Origin of the sequence: Allochromatium tepidum (assembly GCF_018409545.1) — a bacterium.
Taxonomy (GTDB): domain Bacteria; phylum Pseudomonadota; class Gammaproteobacteria; order Chromatiales; family Chromatiaceae; genus Thermochromatium; species Thermochromatium tepidum_A.
Window position 1 is genome coordinate 616,687 of sequence record NZ_AP024563.1, and the last position, 17,373, is coordinate 634,059.

Genomic DNA, 17,373 nt, shown 5'->3' on the forward strand with positions numbered 1-17,373 from the left:
GACATGCAGTTGACACTCTGGTCCTATGAAGGGCCTCCTCATGTGGGCGCCATGCGCATCGCCGCCTCGATGAAGGGTGTGCACCTGATCCTGCATGCCCCGCAGGGCGACACCTATGCCGATCTGCTGTTCACCATGATCGAGCGCCGTGCCTCGCGTCCGCCCGTGAGCTATACCAGCTTCCAGGCGCGCGATCTGGGACGCGACACCGCCGAGCTGTTCAAGACCACGGTCGAGGCCGCCTATGAGCGCTTCAAGCCGGAGCTGATCCTGATCGGCGAGTCCTGCACCGCCGAGCTGATCCAGGATCAGCCGGGTGCGCTGGCCCAGGGCATGGGGCTGCCGGTGCCCGTGCTGCCGCTGGAGCTGCCGGCCTATACGCGCAAAGAGAACTGGGGCGCGAACGAGACCTTCTATCAGATGGTCCGTGGCCTGCTCAAGAGCCGCGTTCCGGCGCCCGGCGCCGAGCGTGAGCTACGTGCTCAGGGCGCGCGGCCCAAGGCCAATCTGCTCGGTCCGACCGCGCTCGGCTATCGCTGCCGTGACGATATTCTGGAAGTGACGCGCCTGCTCGACTCGATCGGCATCGACGTCAATCTGGTCGCCCCGCTCGGCGCCTCGCCCGCCGATTTGCTGCGCATCCCCGAGGCCGACTTCAACGTCTGTCTCTATCCCGAGGTCGCGGATCAGGCCTGCGACTGGCTGCGTCGCAGCTTCGGTCAGCCGGTGGTCAGGACCGTCCCGATCGGCATCGGCGCCACCCGCGAGTTCCTTCAGGAAGCCGCGCGCACCGCCGGCATCGAAGTCGACACGACGCGCGAGCCAATCTCGTCTAGAATGCCCTGGTACTCGCGGTCCGTCGACTCGACCTATCTGACGGGCAAGCGGGTCTTCATCTTCGGCGATGCGACGCACGCGGTTGCGGCGGCGCGGATTGCGACCGAAGAGCTCGGTTTCACGGTCGTGGGCCTGGGCACCTATGCCCGCGAGTTCGCTCGCGAGGTCCGCGAGGCGGCCAAGCGCTACGGCGTCGAGCCGCTGATCACGGACGACTACCTCGAGGTGGAGGCCAAGGTCGCCGAACTGCACCCGGAGCTGGTGCTCGGCACGCAGATGGAGCGTCACATCGCCAAGCGTTTGGGGGTTCCCTGCGCGGTGATCTCGGCGCCGGTGCACATCCAGGACTTCCCGTCCCGATATGCGCCGCAGATGGGCTTCGAGGGCGCCAACGTCATCTTCGACACCTGGGTCCACCCGCTGATGATGGGACTCGAGGAACACCTCGTAACCATGTTCCGGGAGGATTTCGAGTTTCACGATGGCGCGACACCCTCGCACCTGGGGCCGACGACCGCGCGCATGAGCCAGACGCCGGACAGTCCGCCGGAGTCGACGGAAACGACCGTCGTCGCCGCCGGAGCCATGGTGTGGGCACCGGAAGCCGAGCAGGAACTGAAAAAGATCCCGTTCTTCGTGCGCGGCAAAGCCAAGCGCAACACCGAGCGTTTCGCCGAAGAATGTGGGATCCGGACCATCACTGTGGAGACGCTCTACGATGCCAAAGCGCACTTCGGCCGCTGATCAGACCCGCTCCAACGCGACACCGGTTCGCGTCGTCATCATCAATCTCGATGGCCATCTGGCGGGAACGACGCAGCGCGCGCTCCCCCAGGTTCAGCGCGATCTGCCGGGTTTGCAGCTCAGGCTGCACGCGGCCACCGAGTGGGCGGACGATCCGGCCGCACTCGAACGCTGCAAGCAGGACATCGCCGAGGGTGACATCATCATGGTCACCATGCTGGTCATGGAAGAGCACTTCAAGCCGATCCTGCCGGCGCTCGCCGCCCGGCGCGAGGCGTGCGACGCCATGATCGTCTGCATGTCGGCCTCGGAACTGATGAAGCTGACCCGCATGGGCGGCTTCAGCATGGACGGCTCCTCCAGCGGCGGTCCCATGGCCCTGCTCAAGAAGCTGCGCGGCAACAAGGAGCGCCGGCAGAGCGCCGGCGCCCAGCAGATGTCGATGCTGCGTCGCATCCCCAAGCTGTTGCGCTTCATCCCCGGCACCGCGCAGGACATGCGCGCCTACTTCCTGACCCTCCAGTACTGGTTGGCCGGTTCCGACGAGAACCTGGGCAACATGATCCGCTTCCTGGTCGACCGCTACGCCGGCGGCGAGCGCGCCCATCTGCGCGGTTCGCTCAAGGTCGCCTCTCCGGTCGAGTATCCCGAGGTCGGTCTCTATCATCCGCGCATGAAGGGCCGCATCTCCGACAAGCTCGCGCAGTTGCCCGGCATCCAGGACGCCAAGAAAGGCCGCGTCGGTCTGCTCCTGATGCGTTCCTATGTGCTCGCCAGCAACACCGGCCATTACGACGGCGTGATCCAGGCGCTCGAAGCGCGCGGTCTGCATGTGGTTCCGGCCTTCGCCAGCGGTCTGGACGCACGTCCGGCGATCGAGAAATTCTTCATGCAGGACGGCATCGCGACTGTCGATACTTTGGTCTCGCTGACCGGCTTCTCACTGGTGGGCGGTCCGGCCTACAACGACTCGCATGCCGCCGAGGAGATCCTCAAGCGGCTCGACGTGCCCTATCTGGCCACGCTCGCGGTCGAGTTCCAGACGCTCGATCAGTGGCAGGAATCGGCTCAGGGTCTGCTGCCGGTCGAGGCGACCATGATGGTCGCCATCCCCGAACTCGACGGCGCCGCCGGTTCGCTGGTCTATGGCGGACGCAGCGGCGGCGGTGCGGAAGACGGCGCGCGCGACATGCAGGCGCATAAAGAACGCACCGAGATGCTGGCCGCGCGTGTCGAAAAGCTGGTGCGTCTGCGTCGTACCGAACGCGCCCAGCGCAAGGTGGCGGCGGTGCTGTTCAACTTCCCGCCGAACGCCGGCAACACGGGGACGGCGGCGTATCTGTCGGTCTTCGCCTCGCTCTACAACACACTGGTAGCGATGGATGCCGCCGGCTACAGCGTCGATCTGCCCGAGAGCGTCGACGACCTGCGCGAACGGATCGTCAACGGCAATGCCGCGCGCTATGGCGCCCATGCCAATGTGCATACGCGCATCCCGGTCGACGACCACGTCCAGCGTGAACCCTATCTGGCCGAGATCGAAAAGCAGTGGGGTTCGGCCCCCGGCAAGCAGCAGAGCGACGGGGCCTCGATCTTCGTGCTCGGCGCGCAGTTCGGCAACGTCTTCGTCGGCATCCAGCCCTCGTTCGGCTACGAAGGCGACCCGATGCGTCTGCTGTTCGAGAAGGGCTTTGCGCCGACCCACGCCTTCACCGCCTTCTATCGCTACATCCGCGACGATTTCGGGGCGCACGCCGTGCTGCACTTCGGCACCCACGGCGCGCTCGAATTCATGCCGGGCAAGCAGGCCGGTATGTCGGCTGAGTGCTGGCCGGATCGCCTGATCTCGGATCTGCCCAACATTTATCTCTATGCCTCAAACAACCCGTCCGAGGGCACCATCGCCAAGCGTCGCTCGGCCGCGACCCTGATCAGCTACATGACCCCGCCGATCGCCCATGCCGGACTCTACAAGGGTCTGATCGATCTCAAGGGTTCGATGGAACGCTGGCGTTCGCTGCCGCCGTCCGAGGTCGATGAGCGCGCCTCACTGGCTGAGATCATCCAGGCCCAGGCCGCCGAGCTGGAACTGGCGCAGTTGGAGCCGGCCTGGAGCGAGGACGAGATCGGGTCGCGCATCGCCAAGCTCAACGAAGACGTGCTGGAGCTGGAATACACCCTGATCCCGCACGGTCTGCACGTCGTCGGCGAGGGTCCGACCGAAGAGGAGCGCGTCGATCTGCTGATGGCGATCGCCGAGTCCACCAAGGACATCCGTCCCGAGCGCACCGCGCTGGAGGCCCTGATCGCCGGCAAGTCGCCCGAGAAGGCGCTCAAGGCGGCCAAGATGGCGACTTCCGAAGAGAACGTCACGCTCTTCCGCGATCTGGCCGAGATCGACCGCCTGCTGGTCCAGGACACCGAGATCCCGGCGATCCTGCGCGCGCTCGATGGGCGTTTCATCCCGCCCGCGCCCGGCGGCGACCTGCTGCGCACCCCGGCCATCCTGCCGACCGGACGCAATTTGCATGGCTTCGATCCCTTCCGGCTGCCGAGCCTGTTCGCGGTCAAGGACGGCTTCAAGCACGCGGCACTCCTGATCGAACGTCATCTGGCCGAGGGCAACGGCTTCCCCGAGACCATCGCACTCGTGCTCTGGGGCACCGACAACCTCAAGACCGAAGGCGGTCCGATCGGTCAGGCCCTGGCCCTGATCGGCGCGCGTCCGCGCTTCGACAACTATGGCCGTCTGGCCGGCGCGACCCTGATCCCGCTGGAGGAACTGGGCCGTCCGCGCGTCGACGTGGTCATGACCCTGTCGGGCATCTTCCGCGACCTGCTGCCCTTGCAGACCAAGCTGCTGGCCGATGCCGCCTATCAGGCCGCCTGTGCCGACGAGCCGCTGGAGCAGAACTTCATCCGCAAGCATGCGCTGGAGTATCAGGCCGCGCACGGCTGCGACCTGGAGACCGCCGCACTGCGCGTCTTCAGCAACGCCGACGGGGCTTATGGCGCCAACGTCAACCACCTGATCGACAGCAGCACCTGGGACGACGAGGGTGAGCTGGCCGAGACCTACACCCGCCGCAAGAGCTTCGCCTATGGCCGCTCGGGCAAGCCGGTGCAGCAGGCTGAGCTACTCAAGAGCTGTCTCGGTCATGTGCAACTGGCCTACCAGAACCTCGACTCGGTCGAGCTGGGCATCACCACCGTCGACCACTACTTCGATACCCTCGGCGGCATCGCCAAGGCGGTCGGTCAGTACAAGGGTGACGAGGTGCCGGTCTACATCGGCGACCAAACGCGCGGCGACGGCGTGGTCCGCACCCTGGCCGAACAGGTGGCGCTCGAAACCCGCACCCGTATGCTCAATCCCAAGTGGTACGAAGGCATGCTCAAGCACGGCTACGAGGGTGTGCGCCAGATCGAGGTCCATGTCACCAACACCATGGGCTGGTCGGCCACCACCGGACAGGTCGCACCCTGGGTCTATCAGCAGTTGACCGAGACCTTCGTCCTCGACGAGGAGATGCGCAACCGGCTCGCGGCGCTCAACCCGACCGCTTCGGCCAAGGTCGCCAATCGTCTGATCGAGGCCCATGAACGTAATTACTGGTCGCCCGACGAGGCGACGCTCGAAGCGCTGCGACGCGCGGGAGAAGAATTGGAAGATCGGCTCGAAGGTGTGTTCCAGGAGGCGGCGGCGTGACGATGCAGGCATCATCCGGCGGCTTCCATCTGCCCAGTCACCCGGACGGGGAGGGCAGCGTCCAGGTCCGGCTCGACCCCGACATGCAGATCGAGGGGGCCAAGGTCTTCGCCGTCTACGGCAAGGGCGGCATCGGCAAGAGCACGACCTCATCGAACCTGTCGGTCGCGTTCTCCAAGCTCGGCAAGCGCGTGCTCCAGATCGGCTGTGATCCCAAGCACGACTCGACCTTCACCCTGACCAAGTGTCTGGTGCCGACGGTCATCGATATCCTGGAGTCGGTGAACTTCCACGCCGAAGAGCTGCGTCCGAGCGACTATGTCTACGAAGGCTACAACGGCGTGATGTGCGTCGAGGCCGGCGGTCCGCCCGCCGGCACCGGCTGCGGCGGCTATGTGGTCGGTCAGACGGTCAAGCTCCTGAAGCAGCACCATCTGCTCGAAGACACTGATGTCGTGGTGTTCGACGTGCTCGGCGACGTGGTCTGCGGCGGGTTCGCCGCGCCCCTGCAACATGCCGAGCGCGCGCTCATCGTCACCGCCAACGATTTCGACTCGATCTTCGCCATGAACCGCATCGCGGCGGCGATCAAGGCCAAATCCAAGCACTATAAAGTCCGGCTCGGCGGCGTGATCGCCAACCGCAGTCGCAACACCGATGAGATCGACCGCTTCGCCGAGGCGGTCGGACTCAAGCGTCTGGCCCATCTGCCGGATCTGGACATCATCCGCCGCAGTCGTCTGAAGAAGTCGACGGTGTTCGAGATGGAACCGGAGCCGGATTCGGGTCTGGAGGAGGCGCAGCAGCAATATCTGCAACTGGCGCAACAGTTGTTGGATGGCGTCGAGCCGCTGGAGGCCCGTCCGATGGCCGACCGCGACATCTTCGATTTTCTGGGGTTCAATTGATGTCGGATGCCTCCTATCAAGAACGACGCGGCAAGATCGAAACCTATTTCGATCGCACCGCCGCCGACGCCTGGTCCAAGCTGACCTCGGACGCCAAGGTCAGCCGCATCCGCGAGACGGTGCGCGCCGGGCGCGACGACATGCGGCAGACGCTCCTGAGCTGGCTGCCTGAAGACCTGACCGGCAAGCGGCTGCTCGACGCCGGTTGCGGCACCGGGATGCTGGCGGTCGAGGCGGCGCGGCGCGGGGCCGAGGTAGTTGCCATCGACGTCGCCCCGACCCTGATCGAGATCGCCCGCGAGCGGTTGCCGTCCGATCTGGGGCCGGGTTCGGTCGATTTTCAGGCCGGCGACATGCTCGACCCGGCCCATGGTCGGTTCGATCATGTGGTCGCCATGGACTCGCTCATCCACTATCGTCCCGAGGACGTGGTGAAAGTCCTGGCGGGGCTGGCCGCGCGCACCAGCGGTTCGATCGTCTTCACCTTCGCGCCGAGGACGATTCCGCTGACCATCATGCACGCGGTCGGTCAGCTCTTCCCGCGCAGTGATCGCTCGCCGGCCATCGAGCCGGTGAGCGAGGCGAAACTGCGCGGGTTGATCGGCGCGGAATCCGGGCTGAGCGGTTGGCGGCCCGAGAGGACACGGCGCATCGCCGTCGGGTTCTATATGTCTCAGGGGCTGGAGCTGCTCCCGTCCTGAGATGCTGAAGTACGACGCTCGCGATGACGGCTGTCCATCGCAGCGGTTGGGTGTGGGGGCCTTGGAGTGCTGCTTCGGCAGACCCAAGGCGGTTGGAATCGAGATCTGTGTTTCGCTACGCTGGTCGTCCTGGGTCCGTCCGTGCGCCCGGCGAATGGATTCGGTCCACGGCGGTCGCCACGCATCGGTCTAGCTGTTGTCCCGGCTAGCTATTTACTCCTACGGAGGTTAACTCATGTCTGCTGCCATCACTGAATATATGGACGTCGCCCAGCTCACCATCTGGGCTTTCTGGTTCTTCTTCGCCGGTCTCATCATCTATCTGCGTCGCGAAGACAAGCGCGAAGGCTATCCGCTCGACTCCGACCGTACCGAGCGCTCCGGCGGTCGCGTCAAGGTCGTCGGCTTCCCCGATCTGGCCGATCCCAAGACCTTCGTCCTGCCGCACAATGCCGGTACCGTCATGGCACCGCGCGTCGAGGCTCCGACCTCGATCAACGCCACGCCGGTCGCTCCCTTCCCGGGCGCGCCCTTCGAGCCGAACGGCGATCCCATGCTCTCCGGCTTCGGTCCGGCCGCTTCGCCCGATCGCGCCAAGCACTGCGATCTGACCTTCGAGGGTCTGCCGAAGATCGTGCCGATGCGCGTCGCCACTGACTTCTCCATCGCCGACAAGGATCCGGATCCGCGCGGTATGACCGTCGTCGGTCTCGACGGCGAAGTCGCCGGCACCATCTCCGACATCTGGGTCGACCGTTCCGAGCCGCAGATCCGTTATCTGGAAGTCGATGTCTCCGCCACCAAGAAGAAGGTGCTGCTGCCGATCGGCTTCAGCCGCTTCGACAAGAAGGCAGGTAAGGTCAAGGTCGCCGCGATCAAGGCCGCGCACTTCGCCAACGTCCCGGCGCTGTCCAAGCCGGACCAGATCACCCTCTACGAGGAAGACAAGGTCTGCGCCTACTACGCGGGCGGCAAGCTCTACGCCACCGCTGAGCGTGCCGGTCCTCTGTTGTGAGGGAGTACGACTTCGAGCCCATTCCGGGCTTGCCCGAGCGCCTGCCTCCTGGGGAGGAGGTGCTCTGGCAGGGTTCGCCGAGCTGGAAATCCCTGGCTCGGCGAGCCTTTCATGTCCGTAAGGTGGCGATCTATTTCGGCGTGCTGGCGGTCCTGGCCGTGCTGGTGGATGCCTCGGACGGTCTGACCCTGGCCAGCCTGATCCAGGGACTGACCTGGATCCTGCTGCTGGCGGCCGTGTCCGTCGGCGCCCTGACCTGGTTGGGGTGGTCGATGGCGCGCTCCAGTATTTACACCATCACCAACAGGCGCCTGGTCATGCGCATCGGCGCGGCCCTGCCGATGATGATGAACCTGCCGTTCAAGCAGGTGCGCTCGGCGGATCTGCGTGTCTATGAAGACGGCACCGGGGACATCCCGCTGCTCCTGGATCAGTCCGCCAAGCCGTCCTACATGATCTTCTGGCCGCATGTCCGGCCCTGGCACTTCGCCCCGGTGCAGCCGATGCTGCGTACCATTCCGGATGCCGCCAAGGTCGCGGGAATCCTGGCCGAGGCGCTCCAGGGCTATCTGGAGTCGGAAGCGACGGCGCGGGCGTCCGGCAACGAGGCGATGGACGACGCGGTCCCGGCATCCGCGACCGAAACCCTATCCTGATGAGGTCAGTGAGTTGAGTGATGCATTCGAGGGGCGCACCTTTCCCAAGGGCGTCCTGATCGCTGTCGGCGCCCTGTTGGGCTTCACCATCGTCATGATCGCCGTGGCGCGTCTGACCGGCTTCATGATGCCGCAGGCGCCGTTCCTGGCCGAGGTCGAATCGCGCGACATCCGCTTCGTCGAGCAGACCGACGGCTCCATGGCCGTGCGTGATGCGGCCACGGACGAGCTCATCCAGACCCTGCCGCCCGGCGGGGAAGGCTTCGTGCGCGGCATGTTGCGCAGCCTGGAACGCCAGCGCAAGGGCTATGAGGCCGACATCAGCGAACCCTTCCATCTGGCACGGCGCGAGGATGGCATGTTGACGCTCGAAGACCCGATCACGGGGATTCGGCTCGATCTGCGTGCCTATGGCGTCGACAACGAGGGGTCGTTTGCGGTGTTCCTGCCCTCGACGCCCGTGCAGCGCTGAGGCGGATCGCCGGACACGGGCGCGTCCGAGAGCGGGCGTGCGCGCGTCGGCGCTGATCACAAACGGCCCGTCATCGGGCCGTTTTCCGCTATCCTAAACGCCTCCACGCCGACTACCTCCGAGACGCAGTTCAACGCATGGCTGATTACGGTTTCCCACTCCTGTTCGCGCTCGGACTCTGGTGGTTCAGTACGGGGGTCGTGCTCTATCTCGACAATCTGCCCGGACGCACCTTCCGCTGGACGCTGATGGGCGGTTCGGTCGTTCTGGCCATCGCCATCTTCGTCCTGATCGTCAGCAGCGCCTCGACCAGCGTGGCCGGCGCCTATGTCGCCTTCACGGCCGGCGTGGTGATCTGGGGCGTGATCGAGATGAGCTACTTCACCGGCCTGATCACGGGGCCGCGCAAGACGGCCTGCCCGCCGGGCTGCTCGAAGTGGAAGCGCTTCGGACTGGCGATCCTCACCAGTCTCTATCACGAACTCCTGATCCTCGGCGCCGTGCTGTTCATGGTGCTGGCCACTTGGAGCGAACCGAACAAGGTCGGCGCTTGGACCTTCATCGTGCTCTGGATCATGCGCTGGAGCGCCAAGCTGAACCTCTTCCTCGGCGTGCCGAATCTGAACGAGGACTGGCTGCCCGAGCCGCTGCGCTATCTCAAGACCTACATGGTGAAGCGCGCGATGAATCTGCTGTTTCCGGTCTCCGTCACCCTGGCCACCATCGTCGATGTGCTCATCGTGCTGGAGGCGCTCTCGCCCGAGGTCACGGGCGCTGCGGCCGTGGGGCTGATCCTGGTGGCCAGTCTGCTGGGACTGGCGATCCTGGAGCACTGGTTGCTGGTGTTGCCATTGCCCGACGAGGCGCTCTGGGCCTGGGCGTTGCCGGCGCACGAGCCGCACGACGACCAGGATGGAGAGGGACGCGCGCCGGACGACGCGATGGCCAACCTGTGCGTCTTCCAGCCCAGGACGCCGCCGCAACCCGACACCTCCATGCCGCTCCTGGCCAAGACGGGTCGTCTCTGAACCGCGTCCAATTCGAGAAACGACTTTTGCAACAGCCAAATGACGCCTTTCATCCTTGACGTTGTTTGACGGGTCGGAAACCGGGAACTTTCAGCGTACACGTCTATACGCGCTGGAGCTTGGAGACGAGTCCCGATATACTTCGCGCTCGACCTATTGGGAACCGCCGCACTCCAGCGCTTGCGGATCATCCCGAGTCCTTCCATCCTGGACATCGATGGCCGATGATGCGCGCATCGTATCGGTCTTCATCCATTGCTCGAACGGTCGATGAGACCGTCGCGTGGATCATCATCGAGAGGCTCCGGGGTCGTCGGTCGGGTTGGAGCATCAGGCGGGCTTCCGCTGTGAGAAGTACAATGACAATGACTCAAACCGACTAGGTGGGTGACAGACATGGCGCCTCCTCTCCCTACGAGCCTCCCATTGGAATTCCTCGAACGGCACGACCTCGCGGCGCCCGGTTGTCCGATGTCTTCCCTGAGATCGCCTGGAGACACTCCCTTCAGCCAGATGCAATATCTGGACGTCCTGGACACACTGCGCCAAGCGCCTGACGGCAATCTCGCCGTCTATATCCATGTTCCCTTCTGCCATGTGCGCTGTCTCTACTGCGCCTGCGACACCACGGTGACGCATAGCCTGGAGAAGGTCGACCAGTATCTCGACGCGCTCGAACGCGAGATGGACATGGTCACGGAGCGCATCGGTCGGCGTCGTCCGATCCAGCAGCTCCATATCGGCGGCGGCACCCCGAACCATCTCAACGAGCCGCAACTGGCGCGGTTGATGGAGATCGTCGAGAACCATTTCACCCTGACCCCCGAGTCCTGCGCCTCCATCGAGTGCAACCCGCGCCGCGCTTCGGTCGGTCAGCTCGAACTCATCCACGGACTTGGCTTCGAGCGTGTCAGCTTCGGCGTCCAGGATCTCAATACCGACGTGCAGCGCGCCATCGGACGGGTGCAGTCGCTCAACATGGTGCGCGATGTGTTCCTGACCTCGCGCCAGACCGGATTCGAGAGCATCAATCTGGATCTGGTCTATGGGTTGCCGTTCCAGACCCCTCGCGGTTTCCAGGCGACCCTGGATCAGGTGCTGGATCTGGGGCCGGATCGGGTCGCCTGTTTCAGCTATGCCCATGATCCCGCCCGCCGCCCCCATCAGCACGCCATCAACACCGCCCATCTCCCGACTCCAGCCGAAAAACTCGCACTCTTCCATCGTGCCGTGCGCACCTTCACCGAGGCCGGTTATCGCTGGGTCGGGCTGGATCTGTTCGTGCTCGAGGACGATGAACTCTATGAGGCGCAGACCGCTGGGCGGCTCTATCGAAACTCGCTCGGCTACACCACCAGTGCGGACCGGCAGGTGCTGGCATTCGGGCCGAGCGGCACGGCTGAGGTGGCCGATGCGCTGATCCGCAACGAAAGCGATCTGCGCGTCTGGCAAATGCGTCTGAACAATGGTCAGTTCCCCGTGGCCTGGGGGCGGCGTCTCGATGAAGCCGATCGGCGTCGGCGTCAGGCCATGCTCCATCTCATGTGCAATCTTCAGCTTCCGGCCAGTTCGGCCGCCGATCTCGATCACGAGTACGAACAGCTCTGCCGCAAGGCCGAGCAGGGGTTGGTCGAGATCTCGGATGAGGGCATTCGGGTCACGCCCCAGGGGCGTTATATCCTGCATGGTCTCTGTTCCGAGCAGGACGATCTGATCGATAGCAGTAGTCAATGGCGTTTCAGGATGTCCTCGTGAGTCAACAAGAGAATCATGGCCGTATCGGCCCCAATGCCGTCATCCGCGTCTTCGAGGCGCTGAACGAACAGCGCGGTCGCACGGTCGCCGAGGCCGTGTTCAATCGAGCCGGTCTGGAAGCGTATCTCGATGCGCTCCCCGAGGCCATGGTGCCGGAGGCGGAGGTCATCGCACTGCAACAGGCGTTGCGCGATGAACTCGGGATCGCGGAGGCGCGTGAGATCGCGCGCGATGCCGGGCGGCGGACCGGCGACTATCTGCTCGCGCGGCGGATTCCGCGTCCGGCGCAGGCGCTGCTCAAGATCCTGCCGGCGAAGTTGGCCGCCCGTACCCTGCTCAAGGCGATCTCGGGCAATGCCTGGACCTTCGTCGGGACCGGGCATTTCGCGGTCAAGTCCGAGAGTCCGCCGCTGATCGAGATCACGCATTCGCCGCTCTGTCGCGGGACCATGGCCGATGAGCCGCTGTGCGACTTCTATGCCGGTACCTTCGAGCGGTTGTTCCGGGTGCTGGTGCATCCGGATTCGGTCGTCACTGAGACGGCCTGTCAGGCGACGGGCGATCCGAGCTGCCTGTTCGAGGGGCGCTGGTGATAGCGCGTCGCTCGCTTCCGCACGATTCCTACTGGTTGAATGATCCGGGGCCGGTTCTCATCACCGATGGGGGCCGACTCGGGGCGGATGCGTTCGCGCCTCAGGTCGCTGAGCGCGCGGCGGCGTTCATGGAGTGCGGCCTGAGACCCGGACAGGTCGTGATGGCGCCCGATTCGCCTGCTCTTGATCTGACCCTGACGATACTGGCGCTCGGGCGCATCGGGGCTGGAGTCTTTCCCTATCGTTCCGGCCTCGATCCGGCTGAGCGTCTGGCGTTAGCGGAGCTGGCCGGGGTCGAATGGCTGTGGAATCCTGATTCGACGGGCTTGGTTCCGCTCTTGGACGCGACCCAAACAACGGACGTCTCACCTGAAGCACGCGCCGCGCTCCTGATCAAGACCAGCGGCAGCAGCGGTCATCCCCAGATCGTCATGCACGGCTACGCCGGACTGCGGGCCTCGGCCAGTCGCGTCAATGCGCGGCTCGGCGTCACGGCGGAGTCGACCTGGCTCTGTTGTCTCCGGCTCAGTCATATCGGCGGCGCGGCCATTCTCTATCGCGCGGCGCTCGCGGGCGCGCGTCTGCGGCTGCATGATGGCTTCGATGCGCCGACCGTGCGGCGCGAGCTGGAGACGCATGGCGTGACCCATGTCTCGCTCGTTCCGCCCATGCTCGCACGTCTGTTGGATCTGGGGGGGCGGGCGCCGCTGAGTCTGCGCGTGGTCCAGGTCGGTGGACAGGCTCTGAGCCGTCCGCTGGCCGAACGCGCGCTGGCGGCCGGCTGGCCGATCCAGATCACCTATGGCATGACCGAGACCGGGTCGCAGATCGCTACCACTGGGGCGCTCGCGGCGGAGGATGGCGGCGAGCTGGACACCAGTCTCGTCGGCACGCTCCTGCCCGATGTCGACGTCGCGGCACCGGGGTGTGGCGCATTGCCCGAACGTCTGCGCATCCGTGGACCCATGCTGATGCTCGGCTATTCCAATTCTGAACGTCGGCCGGGGCAGGGACTGGAGGAGGGGGGCTGGTTCGAGCCGGCCGATCTCGGCTGTCTGACTGATACGGGGCAGTTGCGGATATTGGGACGCGCCGACGATAGGCGGGTGATCGGCGGAACGAATGTGTCACTGACCAAGGTCGCCCAAGTCGTGCAGGAAGCGCCGGGCGTGAGCGAGGTGCAGATCGTCGCCGACCCGGACCCCGTTTGGGGGCATCGATTGACGGCGGTCTATGCCGGCACACGTGATGAGACCGAATTGGCCGACTGGTGCCAAACCCATCTGAGCGGCTCCGAGTGTCCGCGCGCTTTTCTCAGGCTGGAAGGGCTACCATTGCTCGACTCGGGCAAATACGACCGCGCCCGAATTGCGGCCTTGGTTCAGTCGTCTGGTTGTTGAGACGGAAGGACAGGGCTTGTTCAGACGGATCTCGATTTGATCGGTGTGTGTTCAAGTACGCTTGTAGCTACAATCATCCTGTCATGGTTCGAGGTTGAGGGATGAGATCATGGGGCTGGAGTTGCAACAGGGGGCCAATGCGCCGCTGGTTCACAACCGTATCCTCGTTGGTATCGAATGGGATGCTGGGCTGTCCTGGGACATCGACGCCTGCGCGTTTCTGATCGGTTCGACAGGCCAGGTCCGACACGATCAGGACTTTGTCTTCTACAACTAGGCCGAAACACCGTGCGGCTTGCTCATTTTGGAGAGCGATCCAGACGACCAGCGCCGTTTCCGTGCCTTTCTCGATCGCGTCCCGTAACTACTCAGCCCCTAGATGCAGACATCTGACTGCATGAAAGCACTAGATGTTGTGCTTTGGCGTAAATTGGAGCGGTCAGTCTTATGGTAATCCATGGAAAAATCCGGCTGCTTTGCTTATCGCTGAGACGTAACGTGCGCGCAGCAGGGCCTCCTGACGCTGCGCCGATTCCTGTTGACAGTCCGCCAGTGCCGCTTCGCCGCTCTGCGCCGCGGGTTCCGGCAGCGGCTGCTCTGATTCCTGATCCGATATCAGTATACCTCCTCTTTGTTCGGTGTCTTTTCGGCATCCGGTGATTTTTTCTCATACAGCTCTTCGGTAAGATCACGCTCGCGCATCAGCCAATGCGCGACGGCGAGCACCAACACGGAGAAACCCAGGGCAAAGATCTCCATCGCCTCGGTGCTTTTCAGGTCCAGAATGATGAACTTGCGCGCCAGGGCGAGCTGGGCGATCAGGATTACCGTCTTGACCTGAATGATATGCGCCTTGCGGTAAACTACCTTAATGATGGAGTACTTGAACTCCATGGCGATCAACAAGGTCATGATCATCCCGAATACACCCTGGAATACCGTATGGTCCAGCGGGTCCAGTGATCCCATAACCAGCATCACAAATACCTCGCGCACCAGCCGCCACAGGGCGATTGTGATAATCACGGCGATCACCACGCCGAGCATCATGGCGATCACTTGCTCGAAACGTTCATAAAAGTTCATCACCCCCCAGAACTCCTGGGTTTCGGAAAGGGGTTTATGTTTACGTTTGCCGATCATACTTGTACCGACCGAAACATGATCACATATTTTTACTAAAGTCGAGTAAACTTTAGTTTTGAGGTCATATTTTTCTGAAAAATTTAAAAATCTAAATAATGATCGCATGATTAAAGCCACAATTGGCATGAGTCGGGCGAAGTTCGATGAAGTGGTAACGGATTTTACAGCCGCTTTTCAAGCGCATCAAGTCGAGCGATTACAGAGAAAAGAAATGAATGGACCATCGCCTAAAGGCGATGGTCCATTCATTCGACTTTGGCAATAATATGGGGTCATTTTTCGGTCGGTACAAGTCTATTAAACAGCTATAACTCCTGCTTGGCGTCGTACCAGAAGACGATCCGGTGCCGGTCGAAGAGTTTGGTCAGGGCCTGGGCGATGCGGTTTTCCAAGATCAGACTCCGAAGTCGATTTTCCAAATTCCGGATGCGATGGTCGCTAACTGCTTTTGTCGTGCCTCGATTTTGGCTTCGTCCCAGATATCGTAATGCTCGGCAATCGCCTTGGTGATCTGGAAGACGCTCTGTTCATAGACGCGGCGTTTGGCTGCATAGTCGCCATTGCCCAGGTCGCGATTGCGGCTGGTTTCAAGCAGTGTCATATTGCCGATTCGATAGATCAGGCGATCCTGTTTTGTCTCTTCGATATGATTCCAGGCGTCCGATGGGCTTTCTGGAAGGATGTGTTCCAGATTGTAGGTCGCGCTCTCGAAATCAAAGTCCTGGCCCGATCTCTGGCGTTCGATTTCAAACAGGATGTAGCGAACCACCTTTTTGTTGCGACTATTGGTGGTTCGAAATTCCTTGTCGCCGAAAGCGCCCTTGAACTGGGAGTCGTCAGGATAGACTTCTTTTAATTTGGTTAATATTTCAGCGGGTCTGGTCAGACTTTCGGCGGCAACATTCCATGCAATTTCGTTGTAGAGGCGCTCTTGTTCGTGTGTCTGTAAGTTGCAAATGACATTGTAGCGAAACGACACGACGGCGACGGCTCTGAGGATGCGGGTAAAGGAAGCTCGGTCCCGCTCGAAGAAATGGGTGTGGCAGGCCATGAGCATGGCCAGCGGCTGGCGTACGTTGAACATCAGCAGTTGTTCCAGTGCCGCTCTTTCCTCCCGATTCCAAATGGAGTCATGAGGATCTCGCAAGGCGGCGTAGACGGCGGCGGACTGGTCCAAATCCCGTAACAGTTCAAATGCCTGATCGCGTGCGGTAATCCGCTTGCGTATGGTTTTGAATAGATCGGATCTACGGACGAGTTTGTTTCGGCTGTTCCAGAACACGCGCAAGAATTCGGGGAAGCTCTCACTGCTCAACAAACCGACGATGCGCTCCCATCGCTCTTCGAGCGCCTTCAGTTCCGTTTCGTGCGTTTGCTGAGTGCTGATGACCGAGAACAGATAGTTTTTGAGCAGATCTGTGGCCGATAATCTCACTCCGCGTGCATTCAGCGTTTCGAACACCTTGAAGGCGTTGAGTTCATCGGTGACTGTGATGACGGTGAAGAAGAGTTTATCGACAAGAGTGTCGATGAAGGCGGCGAGTTTTTTTCCGCTTTCGGCCGTGACTCCTGCCTGCACTTTCATCCGTTCCTTGAACCAGTTGAATGATTTGCGAAGCTGATGTTCTGAGGCGTTCAGGCCGCGCTGTGGTATTCGCTCCAAAGGGACGAGATAGGTTTGGTAAAAGCGGTTGTTGTGGCGGTTGAGTTCGAGCTTCGATCGGGGGACCAGACTGACGGGGTCTACATAGCCGATGTAGCTGTTCTGAAATTGTTCTTTGCGCTTGGCATTGTTGTCGGAATCGAGTTTGGCTGCTATCAAGTCATTGAAGTGAGCGAGTGCGGCCAGGATCATGATGCTGATGGTTGTGAGACGTTGCTGACCGTCAATGATGTCAAACTGTTTGCTGTCCGATGACTGAAGCACCAGGTAGCCCATATAGTGGGAGGGTTCTCCTCCTTCTTCAAACAGGCCGAGAATATCCTGCCAGAGATCATCCCATTCGTCCTCGCTCCAGGAATAATCACGCTGAAAGGGTGGCACGCGATAGCGCAAGCCGTTCCCCATGAGTTGGCGAAAGGTCGCGTTGGTGGTATTAAAGTTCAGCGTGGCCATCAGCTTTTAACCCCAAGCAAATCTTTGCCAGATAGATCGCGAATCGTCGTCCAAAATTTACCGAGCCACCCATCTTCGTCGGGTTGCAAATAGCCGATCACGAAGGCATCGAGTTCTTCGCGTGTCAGGGTGTCGTCGAGAAAGGGATCGATCAGCATGGCTTTGAAGGTCAAGATTCGTAACCGGACGAAGACTTTTTATTTGTAAACAAAGCCCTGAGTGTACAGGGCGGACCGCGGCGGCGGCAGTCCGGAACGCTTCGGTTTTAGGTCGGCCCCAGACAATCCAGGGCA

At 62.3% G+C, this 17,373-nt stretch carries 15 protein-coding genes; 12 read left to right on the forward strand and 3 right to left on the reverse strand.

Features of this window, described 5'->3' with window-relative positions; genetic code table 11:
• Positions 1–3 precede the first annotated feature (3 nt).
• The 12 genes from bchB to Atep_RS02975 all read left to right on the forward strand — a co-directional run bounded on the left by bchB (position 4) and on the right by Atep_RS02975 (position 14,095).
• Positions 4–1,581: a ferredoxin:protochlorophyllide reductase (ATP-dependent) subunit B gene (bchB, locus tag Atep_RS02920; RefSeq protein ID WP_213380200.1), complete on the forward strand. Its 1,578-nt coding sequence runs from the start codon at positions 4–6 to the stop codon at positions 1,579–1,581.
• Positions 1,556–5,290 (forward strand): magnesium chelatase subunit H, encoded by a 3,735-nt coding sequence (locus tag Atep_RS02925; RefSeq protein ID WP_213380201.1) that lies wholly within the window; start codon positions 1,556–1,558, stop codon positions 5,288–5,290. The genes bchB and Atep_RS02925 overlap by 26 nt, the downstream gene beginning before the upstream one ends.
• Before the next feature lie 2 nt (positions 5,291–5,292).
• The gene (gene bchL, locus Atep_RS02930) at positions 5,293–6,198 is read left to right on the forward strand and encodes a ferredoxin:protochlorophyllide reductase (ATP-dependent) iron-sulfur ATP-binding protein (RefSeq protein ID WP_213380202.1); all 906 of its coding nucleotides are present in this window, start codon (positions 5,293–5,295) and stop codon (positions 6,196–6,198) included.
• Positions 6,198–6,899, forward strand: coding sequence for a magnesium protoporphyrin IX methyltransferase (bchM, locus tag Atep_RS02935; protein WP_213380203.1), 702 nt, complete (start codon positions 6,198–6,200; stop codon positions 6,897–6,899). Before bchL ends, bchM begins: the two co-directional genes overlap by 1 nt.
• A gap of 235 nt (positions 6,900–7,134) precedes the next feature.
• The gene (gene puhA / locus Atep_RS02940) at positions 7,135–7,914 is read left to right on the forward strand and encodes a photosynthetic reaction center subunit H (RefSeq protein WP_213380204.1); all 780 of its coding nucleotides are present in this window, start codon (positions 7,135–7,137) and stop codon (positions 7,912–7,914) included.
• Positions 7,911–8,570: a photosynthetic complex putative assembly protein PuhB gene (gene puhB / locus Atep_RS02945; RefSeq protein ID WP_213380205.1), complete on the forward strand. Its 660-nt coding sequence runs from the start codon at positions 7,911–7,913 to the stop codon at positions 8,568–8,570. The genes puhA and puhB overlap by 4 nt, the downstream gene beginning before the upstream one ends.
• Positions 8,571–8,583: 13 nt before the next feature.
• Entirely contained in the window at positions 8,584–9,042 is a 459-nt protein-coding gene (gene puhC / locus Atep_RS02950; protein WP_213380206.1) for a photosynthetic complex assembly protein PuhC, read from the forward strand.
• Between the two features lie 137 nt (positions 9,043–9,179).
• Positions 9,180–10,070 (forward strand): putative photosynthetic complex assembly protein PuhE, encoded by an 891-nt coding sequence (gene puhE / locus Atep_RS02955; protein ID WP_236786403.1) that lies wholly within the window; start codon positions 9,180–9,182, stop codon positions 10,068–10,070.
• A gap of 471 nt (positions 10,071–10,541) precedes the next feature.
• Positions 10,542–11,825: an oxygen-independent coproporphyrinogen III oxidase gene (hemN, locus tag Atep_RS02960; RefSeq protein WP_213380207.1), complete on the forward strand. Its 1,284-nt coding sequence runs from the start codon at positions 10,542–10,544 to the stop codon at positions 11,823–11,825.
• A complete protein-coding gene (gene bchJ / locus Atep_RS02965) occupies positions 11,822–12,418 on the forward strand; it encodes a bacteriochlorophyll 4-vinyl reductase (protein ID WP_236786405.1) in 597 nt (198 codons plus the stop codon). Before hemN ends, bchJ begins: the two co-directional genes overlap by 4 nt.
• Positions 12,415–13,818: a class I adenylate-forming enzyme family protein gene (locus Atep_RS02970; RefSeq protein WP_236786407.1), complete on the forward strand. Its 1,404-nt coding sequence runs from the start codon at positions 12,415–12,417 to the stop codon at positions 13,816–13,818. Before bchJ ends, Atep_RS02970 begins: the two co-directional genes overlap by 4 nt.
• A 109-nt stretch (positions 13,819–13,927) precedes the next feature.
• Positions 13,928–14,095, forward strand: coding sequence for a TerD family protein (locus Atep_RS02975; RefSeq protein WP_236786408.1), 168 nt, complete (start codon positions 13,928–13,930; stop codon positions 14,093–14,095).
• Between the two features lie 338 nt (positions 14,096–14,433).
• Here Atep_RS02975 and Atep_RS02980 read toward each other — a convergent pair whose 3' ends face one another.
• From Atep_RS02980 to Atep_RS02990, 3 genes are all read right to left on the reverse strand, one after another.
• Complete coding sequence (locus Atep_RS02980) at positions 14,434–14,961, reverse strand: phosphate-starvation-inducible PsiE family protein (protein ID WP_236786410.1); 528 nt, start codon at positions 14,959–14,961, stop codon at positions 14,434–14,436.
• A 397-nt stretch (positions 14,962–15,358) separates the two neighbouring features.
• Positions 15,359–17,080: a DUF262 domain-containing protein gene (locus Atep_RS02985; protein WP_213380209.1), complete on the reverse strand. Its 1,722-nt coding sequence runs from the start codon at positions 17,078–17,080 to the stop codon at positions 15,359–15,361.
• Complete coding sequence (locus Atep_RS02990; protein WP_213380210.1) at positions 17,080–17,253, reverse strand: hypothetical protein; 174 nt, start codon at positions 17,251–17,253, stop codon at positions 17,080–17,082. The genes Atep_RS02985 and Atep_RS02990 overlap by 1 nt, the downstream gene beginning before the upstream one ends.
• Positions 17,254–17,373: the final 120 nt, after the last annotated feature.

Excerpts from the sequence above, each read along its gene's own strand:
- bchB (WP_213380200.1), top strand. The coding sequence starts at position 4 with ATGCAGTTGACACTCTGGTCCTATGAAGGGCCTCCTCATGTGGGCGCC.
- Atep_RS02925 (WP_213380201.1), top strand. The coding sequence starts at position 1,556 with ATGCCAAAGCGCACTTCGGCCGCTGATCAGACCCGCTCCAACGCGACA.
- bchL (WP_213380202.1), top strand. The coding sequence starts at position 5,293 with ATGCAGGCATCATCCGGCGGCTTCCATCTGCCCAGTCACCCGGACGGG.
- bchM (WP_213380203.1), top strand. The coding sequence starts at position 6,198 with ATGTCGGATGCCTCCTATCAAGAACGACGCGGCAAGATCGAAACCTAT.
- puhA (WP_213380204.1), top strand. The coding sequence starts at position 7,135 with ATGTCTGCTGCCATCACTGAATATATGGACGTCGCCCAGCTCACCATC.
- puhE (WP_236786403.1), top strand. The coding sequence starts at position 9,180 with ATGGCTGATTACGGTTTCCCACTCCTGTTCGCGCTCGGACTCTGGTGG.
- hemN (WP_213380207.1), top strand. The coding sequence starts at position 10,542 with ATGTCTTCCCTGAGATCGCCTGGAGACACTCCCTTCAGCCAGATGCAA.
- Atep_RS02975 (WP_236786408.1), top strand. The coding sequence starts at position 13,928 with ATGGGGCTGGAGTTGCAACAGGGGGCCAATGCGCCGCTGGTTCACAAC.
- Atep_RS02980 (WP_236786410.1), bottom strand. The coding sequence starts at position 14,961 with ATGATCGGCAAACGTAAACATAAACCCCTTTCCGAAACCCAGGAGTTC.
- Atep_RS02985 (WP_213380209.1), bottom strand. The coding sequence starts at position 17,080 with ATGGCCACGCTGAACTTTAATACCACCAACGCGACCTTTCGCCAACTC.